This window comes from Pseudomonas sp. GW821-FHT03C07 (assembly GCF_059420925.1).
In genome coordinates this window covers 110182-129408 of record NZ_JBWKUQ010000007.1, presented here as the reverse complement: position 1 = coordinate 129408, position 19227 = coordinate 110182, and the positions used below count along the sequence as shown (strand labels likewise).

Sequence of the window (19227 nt, the reverse complement as noted above, 5' to 3'; positions counted from 1 at the left end):
GAGAATGACATGACCGAACAAAACCTTAACGGCAAAGTGGCCCTGATCCAGGGCGGCTCACGCGGCATCGGCGCGGCCATCGTCAGCCGTCTGGCGGCCCAGGGCGCCGCGGTGGCCTTCACCTACGTCAGTTCCGACGCCAAGGCCAAGGCACTGCAGGACAGCGTGATCGCCGGCGGCGGCAAGGCCCTGGCGATCAAGGCCGACAGCGCCGATGCCGCGGCCATTCGCCAGGCGGTCAACAGCACCGTCGAAACCTTTGGCCGACTCGATATCCTGGTCAACAATGCCGGCGTACTGGCCATGGCGCCACTTGAAGACTTCAAGCTGGAAGACTTCGACCGGACCCTGGCGGTGAATGTGCGCAGCGTCTTTATCGCCACCCAGGAAGCGGCCCGGCACATGGGCGAAGGCGGTCGGGTGATCAACATCGGCAGCACCAACGCCGAACGCATGCCGTTCGCCGGGGGCGCCCCGTACGCCATGAGCAAATCCGCGCTGGTGGGCCTGACCAAAGGCCTGGCACGGGACCTCGGGCCACGGGGCATCACCGTCAACAACGTGCAGCCCGGCCCGGTGGACACCGATATGAACCCGGCCGACAGCGATTTCGCCGGGAGCCTGATCGACCTCATGGCCGGTGGCCGTTATGGCCGGGTCGAGGAAATCGCCAGCTTCGTGGCGTATCTGGCGGGGCCGGAAGCCGGCTACATCACCGGGGCCAGCCTGACCATCGACGGCGGGTTCAGCGCGTAAGACCGGGTGGTTGCGCCAACGCCTGCTCCAGCAACAGCAGAAATGCCGCGGCCGCAGGCGTCGGCGTATGCGACCACACCGCGTACAAATGACGCGAAGGCGCGTTGGACACGGGTAGCGTCACCACCCCTTCGAAACCTTCGGCGATCTTCTTCGGCACCAAGCCCAGCGCCAGTCCCCGGCGCACGAACTCCCCCACCAGCATCACATTGCCCGCCTCGAACTGCACCCGATGGCGCAAGCCCGCCGCGGCAAAGGCCTCATCGGTCTGTCGGCGTCCCGCGGTACCGGCCTGGAAATCCACCAGCGGCTGGTTTTCCAACTCCGCCAGCGGCAGGCGCTCGAAACGGGTCAGCGGATGCCCCGGCGGCAGCACCGCCACCAACTCCTCCTCCGCCAGCAAACGCTGGGCCAGGCCCTCGATCTTTTGTCCGGGCCACAACCCGATAAACGCCAGGTCCAGCCGCCGCTCGTGCACATCGAGCATCAGCGACTCGCTCTTGCTCATGTTCAGGTGAATATCCACCTGTGGATAAAGTCCGTGGAAACGCGCGAGCAAGCCCACCAGATCGACTTCGGTCAGGGACGAGATCTTGCCGATGGACAGGCTGCCGCGCACCTCCCCGGAAGCCGCCGCCACTTCGGCGACAATCCGTCGGGTCGCTTCCAGCGCCGGTCGCGCACTGCGGACAAAGGCCTCGCCGGCCGCGGTCAGGCGGACCTTGCGCGAACTGCGCTCGAACAGCGACGCGCCGAGATCCTCTTCCAGGCGAGCGATCTGATGACTGAGGGCCGACTGCACCACATGGCAGCGCTCGGCCGCGCGGGTGAAGCTGCCCTCGTCCGCCACCGCCAGGGCATATTCGATCTGCTTGAGATTCATCGCCAGTATCTCGTTTCAAGATGGATAGAATGAAAACAATGCATTGGCGTCATGCTAGGACATTCCAGATAATTCGCGCATCAAATTCCTACTCAGAGACAGTCAATGTCCGACACCAACGTTACACACAAACCTTTGAGTTCTGCCCTGATCCTGCTGATGTCGGTCGCCACCGGCCTGGCGGTTGCCAGTAACTATTACGCCCAGCCGCTACTGCACACCATCGCTCAGCACCTGGGCCTGAGCACCGGCACCGCCGGCACCATCGTCATCACCGCCCAGTTGAGCTACGGCGCCGGGCTGTTGTTGCTGGTGCCGCTGGGGGACCTGTTCGAACAACGCCGGCTGATTTTCATCATGACCCTGCTCAGTGCCTTCGGCCTGTTGATCAGTGCGTTCTCGCCGAGCCTGCCGTGGCTGCTGTTCGGCACCGCGCTGGCCGGCCTGTTCTCGGTGGTGGCCCAAGTGCTGGTGCCGATGGCCGCCAGCCTGACCGCGCCGGAACAACGCGGGCGGGTGGTCGGCACGCTGATGAGCGGCTTGTTGCTGGGCATTCTCCTGGCGCGCACGGCGGCGGGCCTGCTGTCCGATGTCGGCGACTGGCGCAGCATCTACCTGCTGGCCGCCGGCCTGATGTTTATCTGTGCCTTCGCCCTGCTGCGCGCCCTGCCGGAACATCGCCAACATGCCGGACTGAGTTACCCGGCCTTGCTCGGGTCGGTGTTCCGCCTGTTCGTCGAGGAGCCGGTGCTGCGCCTGCGCGCCGCCATGGGCCTGCTGACCTTCTGCCTGTTCGCGTTGTTCTGGACGCCCCTGGCCTTCCTGCTGGCGAGCCCGCCCTATGGCTATTCGGATGGCGTGATCGGCCTGTTTGGCCTGGCCGGCGCCGTCGGGGCCATGGCGGCCAACCTGGGAGGACGCATGGCCGATCGCGGCAAGGGCGAATTCGCCACCACCCTGGGCCTGCTGGCGTTGCTGTTGTCATGGCTGCCGCTGGGCTTTGCCGGGCATTCGCTGGTGGCGTTGCTGATCGGCGTGCTGGTGCTGGATTTTGCCGTGCAACTGATTCACGTCAGCAATCAGAACGCGGTGTTCAAGGTCCGGCCACAGGCGCGTAACCGCCTGAATGCCGGTTATATCACCTGTTATTTCATCGGTGGTGCACTGGGCTCACTGCTGGGGGCACAGTTGTACGGGCCCTATGGCTGGAACGGCATCGTCACCGCCGGTGGTTTGATTTCCGCCCTGGCGCTGGGGATCTGGGCGGTGGTGCAGCGCAGAACCGGACTGCCAGTGTCGGCTGCCTGAAAGGCATCGCGAGCAAGCTCGCGCCTACAGTGTCCCATGTAGGAGCGAGCTTGCTCGCGATGAGCGTCAACGATAACGCGGGCCCCCTGAAACACCGCGATCAAACACCGTCCCAGTCAATCGCCGGCAACCCCACCGGCCCCAGCGGGAAATGCTTGAGCGACTGCACGATCCGATCCGCATGGTGGTATTTCTCCGCCGCCATCGCCGGATCGGGCACCGCCACCGCATACATCCCCGCCGCCTTGGCCGCCGTCACGCCGAACGGCGAATCCTCGAACACCAGGCAATCCTCGGCCGCCACTCCCAAGCGCTTGGCCGCCAGCAGGAAAATATCCGGGGCCGGCTTGGCTTCGCCGACTTCCGGGTCGTCGGCGGTGACGATCGTGTCGAACAGCGCAAACCATTCCCGGTGCAGGGTGGTCTTCAACTCGAACGAACTGCGCGAAGAACTGGTGCCCACCGCAATCGGAATCCCGTGCGCCGACAGATGCCGGACCAGCGCCTCGGCGCCGGACATCGAACCGGCCTTGGGGAAACGCTCGCGCATCAGGGGTTCGCGCACCTCCAGGAACTCCTGTGGGCTCAACGGCAGTTCCATGGCCTCGACCACGTAGCGGGCCAGATCGCCGGCGCCACGGCCAATGATGTTCTGCTTGTGATCCCAGCCGAAGGTCCGCCCATAACGACCGACGATCAGTTGCGTCACTTCAGAGTAGATGCCCTCGGTGTCGAGCAGCAAACCGTCCATATCGAAAATCACGGCCTTTACCAGGCCCAGGCTAGAGAGTGCTGCGGTCATCGCATCCGATCCGTATACAGGGTTGAAAGTCAGGGCGGCGCAGGTGCGACCATCACGTAGGGGATACAGCATGCTTCTACCTTCAAGCATAAATCGCGCCTGTTACAGATGGCTTCCTGAGGCAAGATTTTCTCCAGTTTCGACCCGGACTCGTCACGGAACAGTCACCGGCGTATTGCAGACTCGTCTTGCTTGCGCACAGGCCCTTGAACGTTAAAAGTTTTCTTTTTTATCAAGGAATTAGCAGGCAATATCAAGAGGCCATAGCCGCAGGCCGCGCAAAAGCGTAACCTTTGCGACACCCACTTTGTCAAGCCAAATACAATAAAATGACTTTCTCATAATTTAGGGTGATCCTTTTATGAAGACCCAGAACGGCTTCACCTTGATCGAACTCATGATTGCCGTGGCGATCGTTGCCATTCTGGCCGCCATCGCGATTCCATCGTATTCGAGTTACGTTAACCGCAGCAAGTTATCCGAAGGGGCTGACGCGTTGGCGGCCGTGCAAATCAAGATGGAGTCCTATTATCAAAATACCCAAACTTACGATAATGGCGGTGTCTGTGGGGTGCCCCCCGTCAACACGACCAACTTTACGATTACCTGCGCAACCAATAATAACGGACAAGGCTATACCTATACCGCCAGTGGAACAGGGGCGATAGCAGGAACGAATTACACGATTGACGAACAAGGCAACAAGAACACCACCGGATCCTCAAGTAAAACCTGTTGGATCATTACCGGGTCGGAGTGCTGAGCATGAACCGCCAAGGAGGGGTGACGTTGTTGGAAACCATGGTTGCCCTCACCATCATGAGCATCGTGTTGGCCTGGGGCATTCCGTCCTTAAGCGATGTCATTTCCAACAATACCGTAAAGTCGACAACGGACGTCATTTTTTCCGCCCTCCAGGAAGCCCGATCCGAGGCGCTGAAACGTAATACATCTGTTTCTGCCACCCTCACCACTACGGCAATCAGTCTGGCGGGCAGCAATTATGCTAAAACCATCAGCTTGGCGGGAGCGGGCTCCGGGATAACGATCAGTCAAGATACCGCCGGTGCGATTACCTTCACCTCCACGGGGCAAATTGCAGCCTCCACCTCGTATGTCATCAAAATTAAAAACACTTCCTGCGCGGCCAATAATGCGTGTCTCAATGTAGAGGCTTATGGAGGCGGATTTATTAAAATCTGCAACCCTTCGCAAGGTGACAGTAATGCAACGAACTTTTGCACGCCGTCAACGCCGTCAACGTAGAGGCTTATGGAAGCGGATTTATTAAAATCTGCAACCCTTCGCAAGGTGGACAGTAATGCAACGATTTTTGGCTCGTAAGCAACGCGGATTTTCACTGATTGAGTGTTTGATCGCGCTCCTGATCATGACCATTGGTCTGTTGGGCAACGCCGCCCTGCAAGCGAACCTGTCGAAGGAATCTGCCAAATCGGATGATCGAGTAAAGGCCACCAATCTGGCCAAGGTCCTGTATGGTCAAATGGTAGCGGACTACTCGAACCTCGCCAGTTACGCTTATCCGGGCAGCGGCGCCAGCACGTCGGTCACCAGTTGGGCAACGGACGTCAAAAAGTTGCCGGGAGCCATTGACCCGACAGTGACCGTGGCAGCGGATGGTACTTGTCTGATTACGATTCAATGGAAAATGCCTCAAGACAATATCGTGAATATCTACAGCGTTCCTTTCAAGGTAGATAAAACGTTATGAATCAAAAGGGCTTCTCTCTCATTGAAGCAATGCTGGCGATGGTCATCGGTCTGATCATGTCTCTCGCCGCTGCCTCGCTGGCGATCTCCTATGACGCGGGAAGAATGAGTAATATTTCCGCCAACACGGCCAACACCAACGGGACCACGGCAGCGGAGACCATCAATACCGCCCTTGAAATGGCCGGCGCCGGACTGATCAGCAATCACAGTCAAATCTGTACACGCCTGTATTCCACGACAGCGACGAATACGAATTCAGGCATCACGCTGGATCCGATAAAGCTGGATGTGACGACAGACCCCAACTCCAATCATGTCGTTTTTGCCTATGGCAATGGGGGTAGCGCGGCTTCATTGCTCAAGGTTTCAGTGTCATTGGCCAACCCCAATGACGATATCGCTGTGCCTCTTGTGGGGTCGGTGTCGAGCGGCGACGATATTCTACTGGCCTATAGTTCTGCCGGGAGTGGCGCTGACTGCACCTTACGCCGTGCGACAGCCCCCAACGCGGTGAACGGCAGTGCCGGGATGGTGAATATTGGTTTGTCCGCGACGGCGGAATATAACCACGCCATTACCGGAGTGCCCACCTATGCGGCTGATTTTTATATCATACCCGCACACGTTTTCAACTATCAGGAATGGTACACAGAGAACGCACTGTTGAAACTAAAGAATAAAATCACCGGTACGGTTAGTATCGTGGCCGATGGGGTGGTTTTCTTGAGGGCGCAATACGGTGTGAACAGTGGCCTCGGATTGACATGGCAAGACCAGCCGCCCAGCCAACTCAATAACCTGAAGGCCATACGAACCAGCCTGGTGATTCGCTCAGCGAATCGAGAAAAACAAGCCAGTGCCGCTAATTGCACAAGCACCACGAGTTCCACGATCAGTTTTAATAGCTGGCAGAATGCGGCAAACGGTTCAGGCTCGATCGATGTATCGACCCTGACCAATACAACAGGTACAGCCCTGATTCCCGATTGGCGCTGCTACTTCTACAAAACCTACACAACGGTAACACCACTCCGTAGTTTGGCCTGGGCCACGGCCCAATGAGGAGATGGCGATGAAAAACAACCAGCGCGGTGCGGTGCTTATCCTCACGCTTATTTTGCTGAGCATCTTCTTGATTGCCTCGGTTGGGTTGATCCGCTCCGTCAGCATGAATGTCACCACCGTCGGGAACTACTCCTACCGGGAAGGTGCTTTGACTGCCTCGGATAGCGTATTGCCGGCCGTCAAAGCCTATATCGCCAGCAAGGCGGATTTGACGGTGGCTGACGCGAACGTCTACTCCCCAACCATTCTGACCCGGGTGGATGCCAGCGGTTTACCCCTCCCTTGCGCCAGCGGAGATGGTTGGAGTTGCCTGACCGCGGTGGCGCTGTCCACCACCTATTCTTCTGTCTACTACATCGAGCGGCTTTGTACGGTCGCGGTAGTTACTAGCACAGGAACGCAGTGCCAAGTCGAAAAGCCGACAGCGGCTAACGGCGGTAGCTACAGCCTGCGGGGCGGGAATCAAGATGGCAAATCACTCATGACATACCCTATTTTGTACCGGGTAACGGTGAAGACTTCTGCCCCCAAGAGGACCGGGACCGTGGTAACGACCCAAACAACCATTTCAAGATAATCAACAACGTTAGCACGGCTAAAGAAAAATCAGGTTTTTTGGGGGGTACATGCATACGTTAGCGAAACTGCTCGTAATATTTTTTCTGGCCGAGCTAGCCGCTCCGGCCTTTGCAGCGACCACCGACATTGCTCAACTTCCATTGGGCATGCTGAATGTGGTCGAGCCCAATATGATACTGGCAATTGACGATTCAGGCTCGATGGACACCGAGGTGTTGATGGCGAGTAATGACGGTGCCCTTTGGTACAACTCGACTTCCGGCAAAGCGGGTTTTACCGGCTGGAACAGTTCCGATGTTTACAGTGCCACTTACTATGCCCCGAACTATAACTCTGTCGGGGCCACCAGCACGACCTGGCTAAAGTATGAATACCTGTTCCCCAACAGCTCCCGGAAATACATAGACACCGCAGCGGCCGGCGAAGGTTACGCCGCGCCCTTTATCCCGAGCTACGCCTACTTACGGGATTATGAATACAACCCCCTGTACTACAACCCCAATACAACGTATGTCCCATGGTCGTCAGACTATTATAATAGTACCACCACCACCTACAGCAATTCCCCCCCCAGTGCCGCTCGAATCCATCCTACAGAATCACCCACTGTAACCTATGACCTGACCAATACGCTAACCAACGGTACTAGCGGATGGACGTTCAGGTTCTATACCGGGATGGTGATTCCGGGGGCATCGATTGCCGGTATCCAGAATGGCAGTACCAGCATCACCAGCAATGTGACGGTGGGTACCAGCTCGGGTTACACGGGCTCGACCTACTACGATATTACGATTCCCTATTACCCCGCTACGTATTGGGTTCGGGATACGACATGTACGAATGGCGCGCCTGCGTGTGCAAGCGCTCCCGATGGAACCTTGCTTCGTCGATATGAAATCAAGTCAGGCAATACCTTCCCGTCGGGGCGCACCTATGCGGCGGAGATGCAAAATTTTGCCAATTGGTTCACCTATTACCGTAAGCGCAGACTGATGTTGTCCTCTGCAATGTCTGCGGTATTGCCTCAATTAACCAATCTTCGCATGGGCGCTCGCTGGATGGACTCCAGCAACGTGGCCAGCATGGTTGATCTTAACTCAACGACCGCGGCGACGAATTACCAGTACCTGCTTGGATTGATCTATCGTGTGTTTGGCGCTGGCGGTACGCCGACCCGGACACTGTTGAAAACGATCGGTGATCTTTATGTGAACGACAGCAGCAAGACATACATTCAGTACGCCTGCCAGCGCAATAGCATCATGATCGTGACTGACGGCTTTGCTGATGCCACGAGCACGACGACTGGGACTTACTCGTCTAGCCCGTGGTTCAATTCAGCGCCGTATACCACGATCTACTCAGGTACGTTGGCGGATTTGGCAGCTTATTATTATAGCAAGACCGTGGGTAGTTCCACCTTCACAACCGGCCTGGTGCCTTACGATCCGAATGCGACCGCCCCAAACGCAGACAAGAACCCTAACCTGCACGTGAATATGTATGGGATGACATTGGGCGCGCAGGGGACGATCTTCGGGACGGGGTCCAATCAAGATAAAGACCCGTACACCTACTCCCCCACCTGGCCCAACCCCAGCGTGTCGCACAGCCCGACAGCCGTTGATGACCTGTACCATGCGACAATAAATGGCCGGGGTAAGATGCTGTTGGCAACCGACAGTGTGAGTGCCACAAGTTCAATTAAAAGCATCATTTCCGACCTGCTGAACAAATCAGGGGCGGGGGGCGCCATCACCGTGTCCAACATCAATATCCAACCAGGTGACAACACGGCCTACATTGCCAGCTTCAATGCGTCCGCCTGGTATGGCGACTTAGTCGCTTCGCCGATTGATATCACCACAGGGAATACGTCGGCTACCAACTCACTGTGGAGTTTTCAAGCGACGTTGGATGCGCTGGACTGGACCACCAGAAAATTTGCTTCTTACACGGGTAGCAGTGGCGCGATCTTTCCCAGTGGACTGAGTACCACCCAAACAGCCCTGCTTAATTCCCCGAACGCCACGGACAATGCCACGGTTGCCAGCTGGTTGACGGGGGATCGCTCCAACGAAGGGACATTGTACCGCACCCGAACCCATGTCCTGGGTGATCTGATAGATGCAGAGCCCGTGATGGTGAACGACAAACGGTCCTGGAGCATAACGACTGACAGCAGCTACACGACTTTTGGTCAGACGATCGCCGGCCGCAAGACTGTTGTCTATCAGGCAGGCAATGACGGCATGCTTCATGCCATTGACACCAGTAACGGTGGCGAGCTGTGGGCTTACATTCCAAGTCTGGTGCTTTCAAAGCTCAGCCAGTTAGCCCAAAAAACCTACAACCACATCTTCACCGTGGATGGCACCCCAACCGTTCGTGATGTCAATACCGGAAGTACGTGGAAGACTTTGCTGGTGGCCGGGCTTCGCGCAGGGGGCAACGGTTATTATGCCCTTGACGTCACGAATCCGGCAGCCACCAGTTCGGCTGATCTGGCGTCAAAGGTCAAATGGGAGTTTCCCAACGCCAGCACCTCGTCCAGCGTGACCAATAACGTGGGGCTTTCTTATGGTCAACCCTTGATTGCCAATACAGCCGCCGGCTATGTCGTCATGGTTTCATCCGGCTACAACAACAGTGGGGATTATGCCGGCCATCTGTTCGTTTTGAACCCTGACACCGGTGCGGTGATTCGTGATATATCCACTGGCTACGGATCCTCACTGACTCCGGCTGGACTGTCTCACCTTTCAGCGTTCGCCGCGGATGGGGTGACAGCATCGGCTGTCTACGCCGGCGATCTGAACGGCAATATCTTCAAATTCAATATCTCGGACGCGAATCCAGCGAACTGGTCGGTTACCCGCATTGCGGTCTTGCAGGACAGCGGCGGCGCCACCCAACCGATTACTCAGAGTGTCGAGGTGGGGCAAGTTAACAGCCAGACCGCGATCTTTGTCGGCACAGGCCGGGCCCTGGCCACGTCGGACTTTAGCTCCACTCAAACCCAAAGCGTTTATGCGTTTCTTGATGACGGGACGATTTACACAGGTTCCAACTCGCCTCGTAGCGTGCTGGTTCAGCAGACAGTCACCGTGGTGACGGGTGGGTTCCGGACAATCAGTCACAACGCCGTTGACTACTCAACTCAAAAAGGTTGGTATTTCGATTTGCCCGCAGGGGAAGGCGTGACGACGGATATGCAGCTGGCTTTTGGTACGTTGGTCTTGAACTCCAACGCACCGTCCACTTCGGCTTGCAGTTCAAATAGTTATCAATATCAAGTGAGTGAAAGCACTGGCGGACAGCTGGATAACTCGTACTTCGCCACGGGAGTCACCCCTTGGGCAGGTCGGAATTTAGGAAGCAACCTCTCCTCTCGCCCAGTGGTCGCTGTTCTTTCCAACGGTACTGTGATTAGTTTTTCCCACGGCTCCGATAACAGCGTGATCAGTCTCGGCTTGCTCGGCAAGGGTGCGACAACCATACACAAGATTTTTTGGCGAGAAGTTCGGGGTTAGGGCACGATACGCACCTTAATGGCTACAGTATTTTCCGGGCCCGTGGGCCCGCCGACGGCTTGCCGCCCGGCCATCCAACAGAGACGCCAGCATGATCGCCAAAGAATCCCGAAACGAGGTCGCCCTCGCCAAGTTCCTCGACGCCAACCCGCACCTGCGCGAAGAAACCCGCGACCTGAGCCCGAAGGAACAACAGCAACAGTTCCAGTGGGCCTTCGAGGACGAAGCTGAAAACCAGGGCCTCGAACCCTGGGAGCTGACCCTGCAACTGGTAGCCGAGACACCCGGGGAACTCAAGGCCATGCGCCTGGAAGTCCACCGCGAAGTGGCCGAGGCCCTGGGCATGGACTGGGAGGAGTACTGCTCATTCAACGAAATCAGCGAAGACTGAGCCGTTCGTCGCGCCAACGGCACTTGAGCCCCTGATGGACGCCTAGAGCTTGGCGGGCATTGGCCTCGCCAGTTGTCCCCCGCCGCCAATGAAGAACACCTGGCTACTCGCTCAATTGCCCTTGTGATGGGTCATTTCCAGCTTCCTGGCCATGTCCAGGTGCATTTGCAGCTTGGGCAGGGTTTGTGTGGCAAAGGCTTTCAACTCCGGGGACGCGGAATGTTCGGCTTCATCCTTGAACAAACGAAGGGCGTCTTCGTGGACCTTGATCTGGTTGGCCACGTAGGCGATATCGAAGGATTCGCCTTCCTGCACTAGCAACATCAGCTTGCGCGCCCGGTCGAGGATTTCCGCCTCCGGCGCCATGACCAGGTTGTGATGGGCGGCGATGGCCTTCAAGTCGCGGTTGGCATCGGTGTGGTCCTTGATCATTTCCACGGCAAAGCTGTTGATGTCCGTGGATGTGGTTTTCTCGATCGCCAGGCGGCTGGTCTCGATCTCGGCAATCCCGGCCGCCGAGGCCGAATCGATGAACTCCGCGGGGCTGCCGGCACTGACCGGCCCCGCCAGGCTTGCGCCCAACAGCAGGACAAGGGAGGTGAGGCGTAACAGGGGGACCTTTCGGCTCATGGGCTTGCTCCAGCACTTTAAAAAAACAGCTTGGCTAAAGCGTTGGAAAGGAGCTGGCCGGCAAGGTTTAAAAAAACACCATGGGACCGACGAACGGTGATCGCCACAGCCGCTATCCTGCCGACTAGCGGCCATGCCACCGCGCCAATTGGCAGGCGAAAAAAAGCCCGCGGGAGGGCGGGCAAGGGAAGCTTTTTGAACGAGCGCGACGACTATAGACGCTGCGTGACAAGCGAATCGTGAAACAATTTTCATGTTTGGCCGGCGAGCGCTGGGCCTGTTCAACGAAACTCGATGCCCGGCAGATCCATTTCGGGTACATCGCTCAACAGAAAATCGCGAAAGGCCAGAATGCGTTCCTTGCGCAGGCTGCTTTTCAGCCAGACCAGGTAGTAGCTCTCTCCCGAGCCGACGGCACTCTTGAACGGCAGCCCGAGCAAACCGCCACGGACATCTTCGAGGATCAGGTACAGGTCGCCAATCGAAACGCCGTGCCCACGCATGGCGGCCGAGATCCCCTGGTCCAGGGTACTGAACAGCTTGCCACGCTCCACCCTCGCCTGCCCTTCCCAGCCCATTCCCGCCAACCAGCGCCGCCAGTCGCGCCGGTCCGTGGACGAGTGAATCAGTTCGTGCTGCTCCAGGGTGTCGAGATTCCAGGGCTCGGCCCCCAGCAGCGGGCTCGAACAGATTGGAATCAGCCACTCGTCGAAGAGCTTGCAACACTCGACCTGGGCACCAAAACGCCCGTCGCCCAACAGAATCGCACAGTCATAGGGCTCGGTGTGGAGGTCCACGGTGTCGATATCCATCCACACACTGGACAGTTGCACCGGCAAGTCGGGATTGACCTGCTTGAGGTTTTCCAGCGACTGCAACAGCCAGCGCATGGTCAGGCTGGACGGCGCCTTCAACCGTAGTTGCTCGGCATTCGCACGAAAAGGCAGGCAGGCCTCCTCGATCACCTTGAACCCGGTTTTCAAGCCATGGGCCAGGCGTTGCCCAGCTTCGGTCAATTGCAGTTTCGGACCGTTCCTCTCGAACAGCTGACAGCCAAACAGCCCTTCCAGATTACGAATATGTCGACTGATTGCGCTCTGAGTCAGCGACAACTCCTCGGCGGCGCGCGTAAACGAAGAAGAGCGGGCCGCCACCTCGAAGGCACGCAGGGCATAGAGCGGTGGAATACGTTCGGCCATGGGCATGCCTCATTATGATTAATAATCATAGTGAGGCACAGATTTATCCATTTTTCAAACACCCGGCGACACCTCAGGCTTAGCGGACCCGATTCTCCCGCGCAGGCACCTGTCGATGAACCTCTCGTTGCTACTGCTTTACCTGTTCAGCATTTCCCTGCTGATTGTCACGCCTGGCCCGGTGGTCGCGCTGCTGGTCAACACCAGCCTGGGGGCCGGCAGCGGTCGGGCGCTGCGCACAATGCTTGGCACCAATGGCGCATCGCTGGTACTGGCGCTGCTGGCAGCGCTGATCCTGAGCGGCGGCCTCTCGATCAGCCTGCAACTGATCAATCTGGTCAGCCTGGCCGGCTGCCTGTTCATCGGTTACCTGGGGGTACGGAGTCTCCAGGAAGCCCTCTCGACAGCTGTCGACGGCAGCGCGCAAGCCATGAAGAACAGACGCCGCCACGGGTTTATCAACGGTTTCCTGGTGGGGATTTCCAATCCCAAGGAGATCGTGTTTTTCGTTTCGTTCTTCCCCCAGTTCATCCAGATCACGCCGTCCTTCGGCCATAGCGTGGCCTTGCTCGCCGTGCTCTGGGCGGTGATCGACCTGGCGGCCATGACCTTCTACATCCTGCTCGCCCGCCAGGCCTTCGCGGTCCGGCACAAGGCGAAGATCACTTTCGCTTCCGGCATCCTTCTGCTGACGATGGCGATATTCGGGGTGCTGTACGCCGCCAGGGCCCTACTCGCGAGCCTGAATTGAACCCTGTGTTTTAGTCATGATTCGGTCAATGACAGCGACCTGAGGCGACGGGCGACTGGCAATCAGGATAAACAGCACTGACAGCAGCGCACAGAGCGCGCCCAGCAAAATCGAAGCCACGTAACTCTGATAAAAGTCGAACAGCAGCCCCGCGACACTCCCACCGATCAGGGCGGCAACCCCGACCGAAATATACAGGGCACCCAGGATGGCGCCCAGGTTCGCCGTGCCGAACCAGTTGGCCGCCACCGACGGGTAGAGGGAGATGCAGCCGCCATTGGCCAGGCCGAACCCCACGGCGAACAGCGCCAGCGTGATGAAGGTATGGGCGCCGAGCCACAGCAGATTGAGCAGCGCCAGCGCCAAGGTCAACAGCATCAGCAGGCGATGAGCCCCCATCCGGTCACCGAGCCTGCCCAGGAACAAGCGGCCGGCAACGTTACCGACGCCGATCAAACCGATCAGCAAGTTGGCTTGAGTGGCGGAAATACCCAACTGTCGCGCGTAGGGGTTGATGTGCACCAGCGCGAGAAACAGTCCGACCGAGCCCAAGAAAATTGCCCCGAAGTACCACCAGAATCGCCCCGTACTCGCGGCTTCGAGCAAGCGCATGCCGTTGGCGGCCACATGACGCTGGGGGCTCGAAGCAGAAGGCACGAGACCATCCGGAAAAAGCCCCAACTCCTGCGGATGGCTCCTGACCAACGAGGCCACCAACAGACCTGCAACAAGAATGGCCGCAGCAAAAATCTGCAGGGTCGACTCCCACGAAAAATACTCCATCAGCAGCCCCGCCGCCGACGGTCCGACAAAGGTCCCGACCCCGGTGCCCGCCAGCGCAATGCCCGACGCCTGGCTGCGGTTCTTGACGAACCAGCGCTGCACCGCTGTCACCGTCGGCACATACACCAGACCGACGCCCAACCCGACCAGTAGGCAGAAACACACCAGAAACCACGGCAAGGAGCCCGAGGCCAGGCTGCTGAGGAAAAACCCCAACGCCAGCAAAATTATGCCCGCACCGATCACCACCCGGGCCGAGATGCGATCCGCCAGGGAACCCGAGAAGACTCCGACTGAGTAATAGATCAGGGCGGTCAGTGAAAACACCGATGCCACGGAAAAACGCCCCACCGCGAAGTTGGACTGGATCTGCGAAAAAAACGCCCCGAAGGAGTAGGCGCCACCGAAGATCAGCGCCAGCAGCACATGCGCCGCGAACACGACGTACCATCCTGGGAATACCTTGGTGCTCATCACAGTCTGCTCTCGGATCCTGCTTAGGGTTGAGGGGCAACAGCCACTTCAGGTTCGGTCATGGCCGCTGCACACACTTGTATATACAGGAGCAAGCAACTTTGCGGCCAACCTGCATCCGAACGCATAAAAAACACCATAAAAAAACGTAACACGTTGAATTATCTGTAAAAATATGAGAGCGCAGAGCCGCTCGGGTTTTCTCGGCCATTGCGTTCGAAGTTCTTTCGCCGCACGACGATACATTCAGTAACAGGCTGTCTAGGCTTGGGGCAACGGAGCCCGATGGGCGCAACTTCTTCCGTGGGACAAGTTGCCGCGCTACCAGGTTTAATCCAGACTGCCTCATCAATGGCTGATCCACTTATCGGGAAGGCAAACGTGGCCTATAAGTTTTCGCTCACATCCCGTATGACGCTGCTCATTTTCATCATGTGCGCCGTGCTCGTCGGTTCCGATATCTGGCGCAGTTTCACCGCGCGCACGGTTCAACTGAACGAGGTGACGATCGCCACCGCGAACCTTGCACGGGCGATGGCTCAACACGCCGACGACACGATCAGGGAAGTCGACCTGGTACTGAGCGGGGTTGTTGAGCGCGTCCAATACAACGGTACCACCCCACTAGTACTGGAGCGCTTGCACCAGCTCTTCAGCTTGCGGCTCAGCGAGCTCCCGCAACTCGATGGCCTCTATCTGTTCGACCGCAACGGCGAATTGATCGCCAGTTCATCACCAGGGCCTTTGCGCAGCTATAACAACTCTGATCGTGAATATTTCATCTTTCATCAAACGCATCCTGATCTAGGCCTGCATATAGCATCTCCGCTACGCAGTCGTTCTACTGGGAAGTGGACTATTCCCGTGTCCCGGCGCATTAACAATCCAGACGGCAGCTTTGCCGGGGTCGCCAGCGCCACGATCGATATCGATTTTTTCTCGCAGTTTTATAATCGCCTCGAGATCGGGCAAGAAGGGGCCGTTGCCCTGGAATTTGACTCAGGCGTCATGGCCGTCCGACGTCCATTCGAAGAGCGCCTGATCGGCGCAAACGTGACCAGCACCCGGCTTTTCCAGGAGCACAAACTACAACCGGAGGGCGGTACCTTTTCCATTGCCTCGGCTCAGGACGGCGTGGTTCGCCTCAACAGTTTCCGCAGCCTGCATGACTATCCACTGTTCGTCGCGGCAGCGCTCTCCAAGGATGAAAACCTCGCCGCCTGGTGGTCGGATACGCTGTGGCATGCCGCGGGTGTGGGTTTGCTGGTCTGCGTGCTGGTCATTTTCGGCTTGCGCCTGATTCGTCAGGTGAATCTGCAAAGCAAAACGGAAAAAGAGCTTGCCGCGAGCCTGGAGACCACGCGGGCGATTCTGGAGACAGCGGCCAACCCCATTATCACGGTCGATGGCAGCGGCAAAGTACGATCGATCAATCGTGCCGGCCAACGGGAGTTCGGCTACGACCCACAAGAGCTGATCGGACGCAATGTCAGGACGCTTGTCCCGGAGTCTCACCTCGCGGCGTACAACGATTACAGCGCACAGTTCTCGCAGCAGGGCTTCAATGAAACCGGTAGCAGCGTGGAGTTGGTGGGCTTGCGCAAGGATGGGTCGAGCTTTCCGCTCTACGCCTCCACCAGCTCAATGAAAGGCACCGACGAACGCTGCTTCGTTTGCGTCATGACCGATATCACCGAACAGAAGAAACACCGTAGCGATCTTGCCGCGACCCGTGACCATCTCCTGTTGGCGGCCGATATCGCCGAGCTCGGCATTTGGTCGTGGAACCTTTGCGACGGTACGTTGCATTGGAATGATCGTATGTGCGAGATCTATGGGTACTCACAGGCGTTGGCCGAGCAGGGTCTGAACTTCGAGCATTGGCGCTCGCGGTTTCACCCGGATGACCGGGATATCGTCATCGCGGCGCTCGACGCGGTGATCGCTGATCGCGAACAGCGCCTGCCATCGTTCCGGGTCGTACTGCCCGATGGGCGCGTACGTCACCTGGAAACACGAGTCCGTGTCGAACGCGATGCCAACGGTACACCGGCCCTCATGACGGGAATCAATCATGACGTGACAGCCCAGCATGAGATGGAAGTGAGCCTGCGCCATGCCAAGGAGCAGGCCGACGCGGCGAGTGCAGCCAAATCATCCTTCCTGGCGAACATGAGCCATGAAATCCGCACGCCCATGAACGCGGTATTGGGGATGCTGCACCTGGTGCAGTTCACGCCGCTGAACTTGCGTCAACGTGACTACGTGAGCAAGGCCCAAACAGCCGCCCAGTCGTTGCTCGGCCTGCTCAATGACATTCTCGACTATTCAAAAATCGAGGCGGGCAAACTGCAGCTGGACCTGCATCCCTTCGACTTCGAACCCTTGATGCAAGACCTGGGTGTCGTATTGGCCGGCAACCAGGGCCAGAAGGATATCGAAGTATTGTTCGATCTGGATCCGGACCTCCCCAATGGCCTGATCGGCGACAGCCTGCGCTTGCAGCAGGTCTTGATCAATCTCGCCGGCAATGCACTCAAATTCACCTTGAAAGGACAGGTCATCGTCAGTCTTGAACGCCTCGAGCGCAAGGATTCGGCGGTCCACGTTCGAATTGCCGTAACGGACAGCGGCATCGGCATGAGCGCCGAGCAGATAGAGCATATCTTCGAAGGCTTCAATCAGGCCGAAGCCTCGACCTCACGTCGCTTCGGCGGCTCGGGTCTGGGACTGGTCATCTGCAAGCGCCTGGTCAAGCTGATGGGCGGCGACCTACAGGTGCAAAGCCGTCCGGATGTGGGAAGCCGGTTCTGGTTCGATGTCTGGCTGAAGGTGGACACAGGCGCAACGGAAAGGACCGTGCCTCTGCCCGTCGACCATTCGATGCGGGTGCTGGTGGTCGACGACAACCCGATTGCCGCTGAGTTGCTGATGCGCACGGTGGCCGCCCTGGGCTGGCAGGCCGACCTCGTGTCCTCGGGTGTCGACGCCGTGAGCAGGATAAGTGAAGCCCTCCATGAGGGAGAGCGCTACGACGTGGTCCTGATGGATTGGCGCATGCCGGACTTGAATGGCATGAGCGCGGCCAAGTTGATTCGCGAGCTGAAAGGACGGGTACCGCCTCCCGTGGTCGTCATGATCACCGCCTACGGGCGCGAAGTACTCGCCGAGAGCCATGATCGAGGCGATGCACCTTTCGCCGGATTCATTACCAAGCCCGTGACGCCCAGGCAGTTGACCGAGGTCATTTTACGGGCGTTGCAAGGCAGCACCACGCCGACTGAAACTCCGGCGTTCGAGCACAAGCCCTCAAGGCGCCTTGCGGGTCTCAGCTTCCTGGTGGTTGAAGACAACGCCTTGAACCGTCAGGTCATCGACGAACTGCTGAAATCGGAAGGGGCCAGCGTGCAATTGGCCGAAGGCGGTTTTGAGGGGGTCAGCTGCGTGACAACGGGAGGCAAGTCCTTCGATGCCGTGCTGATGGATGTGCAGATGCCTGATATCGATGGCTACGAAGCGACCCGCAGAATTCGAATCGACCCTCGCTTTGCCACGCTGCCCATCATTGCGATTACCGCCAATGCGTCCTCCGCCGATCGGCAAGCCTGCTTGCAAGCGGGCATGAACGGGCATGTCGGCAAACCGATCGACATCGAGAATCTGGTTTCGGTGTTGCGGGCACAACTGGAGGGAAAAGAGCCTGCGGCACCGGTCGCCGATTATCCGCTCACGGAACAAGACGAGCTCATTGAAGCGCGCGCTTCGATCATCGAGCGAATGGACGGAAACCTGAATTTGATCCGCAGTGTCCTGAAGATCTTTGGCGCGGAGACGGAAAAACAACTCGCGAACCTGGACGAGCAAATAGCGCAGAAAAACCGTGCGGGCGTTGCCAGTGTACTGCATGCCCTCAAAGGCAGTGCAGGAACCATAGGCGCCCTTGCGCTTTCAAGAAAAGCCGACCAGCTTGAGCAAGCGCTGGACGCTGGCGATGCCTCGACGTTCACTACCCCTCTCTACAACGGCTGTACGGTTGAGCTGCGGCAATTGCTGCAGGACTGCCTTGAGCAATTGACCCATGCCTTCGCCGAGCCCGCGGGTCCGATTGACCCGGCTGGAGACGCTTTACCCCTGACAGAATGGCGACAGCACTTGAACGAAATATTAACACTGCTGAATACTTCCAACTTGCAAGCCATCGCGGCGGCTGAAACATTATTGGCGCAAACGCCAGCGGAACGACTGGCCAGATTCAATCCATTCCTCAAACAGGTCAGGGCATTGGACTTTACGGCCGCGGCACTGAGTGCGTATGAAATGCTGGAGCAAGCCTGAC

Annotated in this window: 16 protein-coding genes; 11 read left to right on the top strand and 5 right to left on the bottom strand. The window is 58.1% G+C overall.

Annotated features, from left to right (window positions below):
- Positions 1–9 precede the first annotated feature (9 nt).
- A complete protein-coding gene (locus tag AC07VG_RS15995) occupies positions 10–756 on the top strand; it encodes a 3-oxoacyl-ACP reductase family protein (protein ID WP_495001490.1) in 747 nt (248 codons plus the stop codon).
- On the opposite strand, the gene AC07VG_RS15990 is transcribed toward AC07VG_RS15995, so the two are convergent.
- On the bottom strand, positions 746–1639 hold the full coding sequence (locus tag AC07VG_RS15990) for a LysR family transcriptional regulator (protein WP_495001489.1): 894 nt from the start codon (positions 1637–1639) through the stop codon (positions 746–748). The two genes, AC07VG_RS15995 and AC07VG_RS15990, sit on opposite strands and share 11 nt — an antisense overlap.
- A 105-nt stretch (positions 1640–1744) precedes the next feature.
- Between AC07VG_RS15990 and AC07VG_RS15985 the strand changes: the two genes are divergently transcribed.
- On the top strand, positions 1745–2947 hold the full coding sequence (locus AC07VG_RS15985; protein WP_495001488.1) for an MFS transporter: 1203 nt from the start codon (positions 1745–1747) through the stop codon (positions 2945–2947).
- A gap of 100 nt (positions 2948–3047) precedes the next feature.
- Here AC07VG_RS15985 and AC07VG_RS15980 read toward each other — a convergent pair whose 3' ends face one another.
- Complete coding sequence (locus AC07VG_RS15980; protein WP_495001487.1) at positions 3048–3749, bottom strand: HAD-IA family hydrolase; 702 nt, start codon at positions 3747–3749, stop codon at positions 3048–3050.
- Positions 3750–4110: 361 nt separating this feature from the next.
- On the opposite strand from AC07VG_RS15980, the gene AC07VG_RS15975 reads away from it, so the two are divergent.
- From AC07VG_RS15975 to AC07VG_RS15945, 7 genes are all read left to right on the top strand, one after another.
- Complete coding sequence (locus AC07VG_RS15975; RefSeq protein WP_495021519.1) at positions 4111–4512, top strand: type IV pilin protein; 402 nt, start codon at positions 4111–4113, stop codon at positions 4510–4512.
- 2 nt (positions 4513–4514) lie between these two features.
- The gene (locus tag AC07VG_RS15970; protein ID WP_495001485.1) at positions 4515–5015 is read left to right on the top strand and encodes a pilus assembly FimT family protein; all 501 of its coding nucleotides are present in this window, start codon (positions 4515–4517) and stop codon (positions 5013–5015) included.
- Between the two features lie 55 nt (positions 5016–5070).
- A complete protein-coding gene (gene pilV, locus AC07VG_RS15965; protein ID WP_495001484.1) occupies positions 5071–5481 on the top strand; it encodes a type IV pilus modification protein PilV in 411 nt (136 codons plus the stop codon).
- Entirely contained in the window at positions 5478–6545 is a 1068-nt protein-coding gene (locus AC07VG_RS15960) for a PilW family protein (RefSeq protein ID WP_495021518.1), read from the top strand. Before pilV ends, AC07VG_RS15960 begins: the two co-directional genes overlap by 4 nt.
- Before the next feature lie 10 nt (positions 6546–6555).
- A complete protein-coding gene (locus AC07VG_RS15955; RefSeq protein WP_495021517.1) occupies positions 6556–7125 on the top strand; it encodes a hypothetical protein in 570 nt (189 codons plus the stop codon).
- Positions 7126–7174: 49 nt separating this feature from the next.
- Positions 7175–10663, top strand: coding sequence for a pilus assembly protein (locus AC07VG_RS15950; protein ID WP_495001481.1), 3489 nt, complete (start codon positions 7175–7177; stop codon positions 10661–10663).
- A gap of 91 nt (positions 10664–10754) precedes the next feature.
- Entirely contained in the window at positions 10755–11054 is a 300-nt protein-coding gene (locus tag AC07VG_RS15945; protein WP_495001480.1) for a DUF6388 family protein, read from the top strand.
- A gap of 111 nt (positions 11055–11165) precedes the next feature.
- Here the strand turns inward: AC07VG_RS15945 and AC07VG_RS15940 are convergent, their stop codons facing one another.
- Both AC07VG_RS15940 and AC07VG_RS15935 read right to left on the bottom strand, forming a co-directional pair.
- Positions 11166–11684, bottom strand: a complete 519-nt coding sequence (locus AC07VG_RS15940) for a DUF4142 domain-containing protein (RefSeq protein ID WP_495021516.1) — start codon at positions 11682–11684, stop codon at positions 11166–11168.
- Positions 11685–11965: 281 nt separating this feature from the next.
- Positions 11966–12883, bottom strand: coding sequence for a LysR substrate-binding domain-containing protein (locus AC07VG_RS15935; RefSeq protein ID WP_495001478.1), 918 nt, complete (start codon positions 12881–12883; stop codon positions 11966–11968).
- 115 nt (positions 12884–12998) lie between these two features.
- Here AC07VG_RS15935 and AC07VG_RS15930 point away from each other — a divergent pair, with 115 nt between their 5' ends.
- Complete coding sequence (locus AC07VG_RS15930; protein ID WP_495021515.1) at positions 12999–13634, top strand: LysE family translocator; 636 nt, start codon at positions 12999–13001, stop codon at positions 13632–13634.
- On the opposite strand, the gene AC07VG_RS15925 is transcribed toward AC07VG_RS15930, so the two are convergent.
- Positions 13614–14891: an MFS transporter gene (locus AC07VG_RS15925; protein ID WP_495021514.1), complete on the bottom strand. Its 1278-nt coding sequence runs from the start codon at positions 14889–14891 to the stop codon at positions 13614–13616. The two genes, AC07VG_RS15930 and AC07VG_RS15925, sit on opposite strands and share 21 nt — an antisense overlap.
- Positions 14892–15272: 381 nt before the next feature.
- Here AC07VG_RS15925 and AC07VG_RS15920 point away from each other — a divergent pair, with 381 nt between their 5' ends.
- Positions 15273–19226 (top strand): response regulator, encoded by a 3954-nt coding sequence (locus tag AC07VG_RS15920; protein ID WP_495021513.1) that lies wholly within the window; start codon positions 15273–15275, stop codon positions 19224–19226.
- The last annotated feature ends 1 nt before the right edge of the window (position 19227 follow it).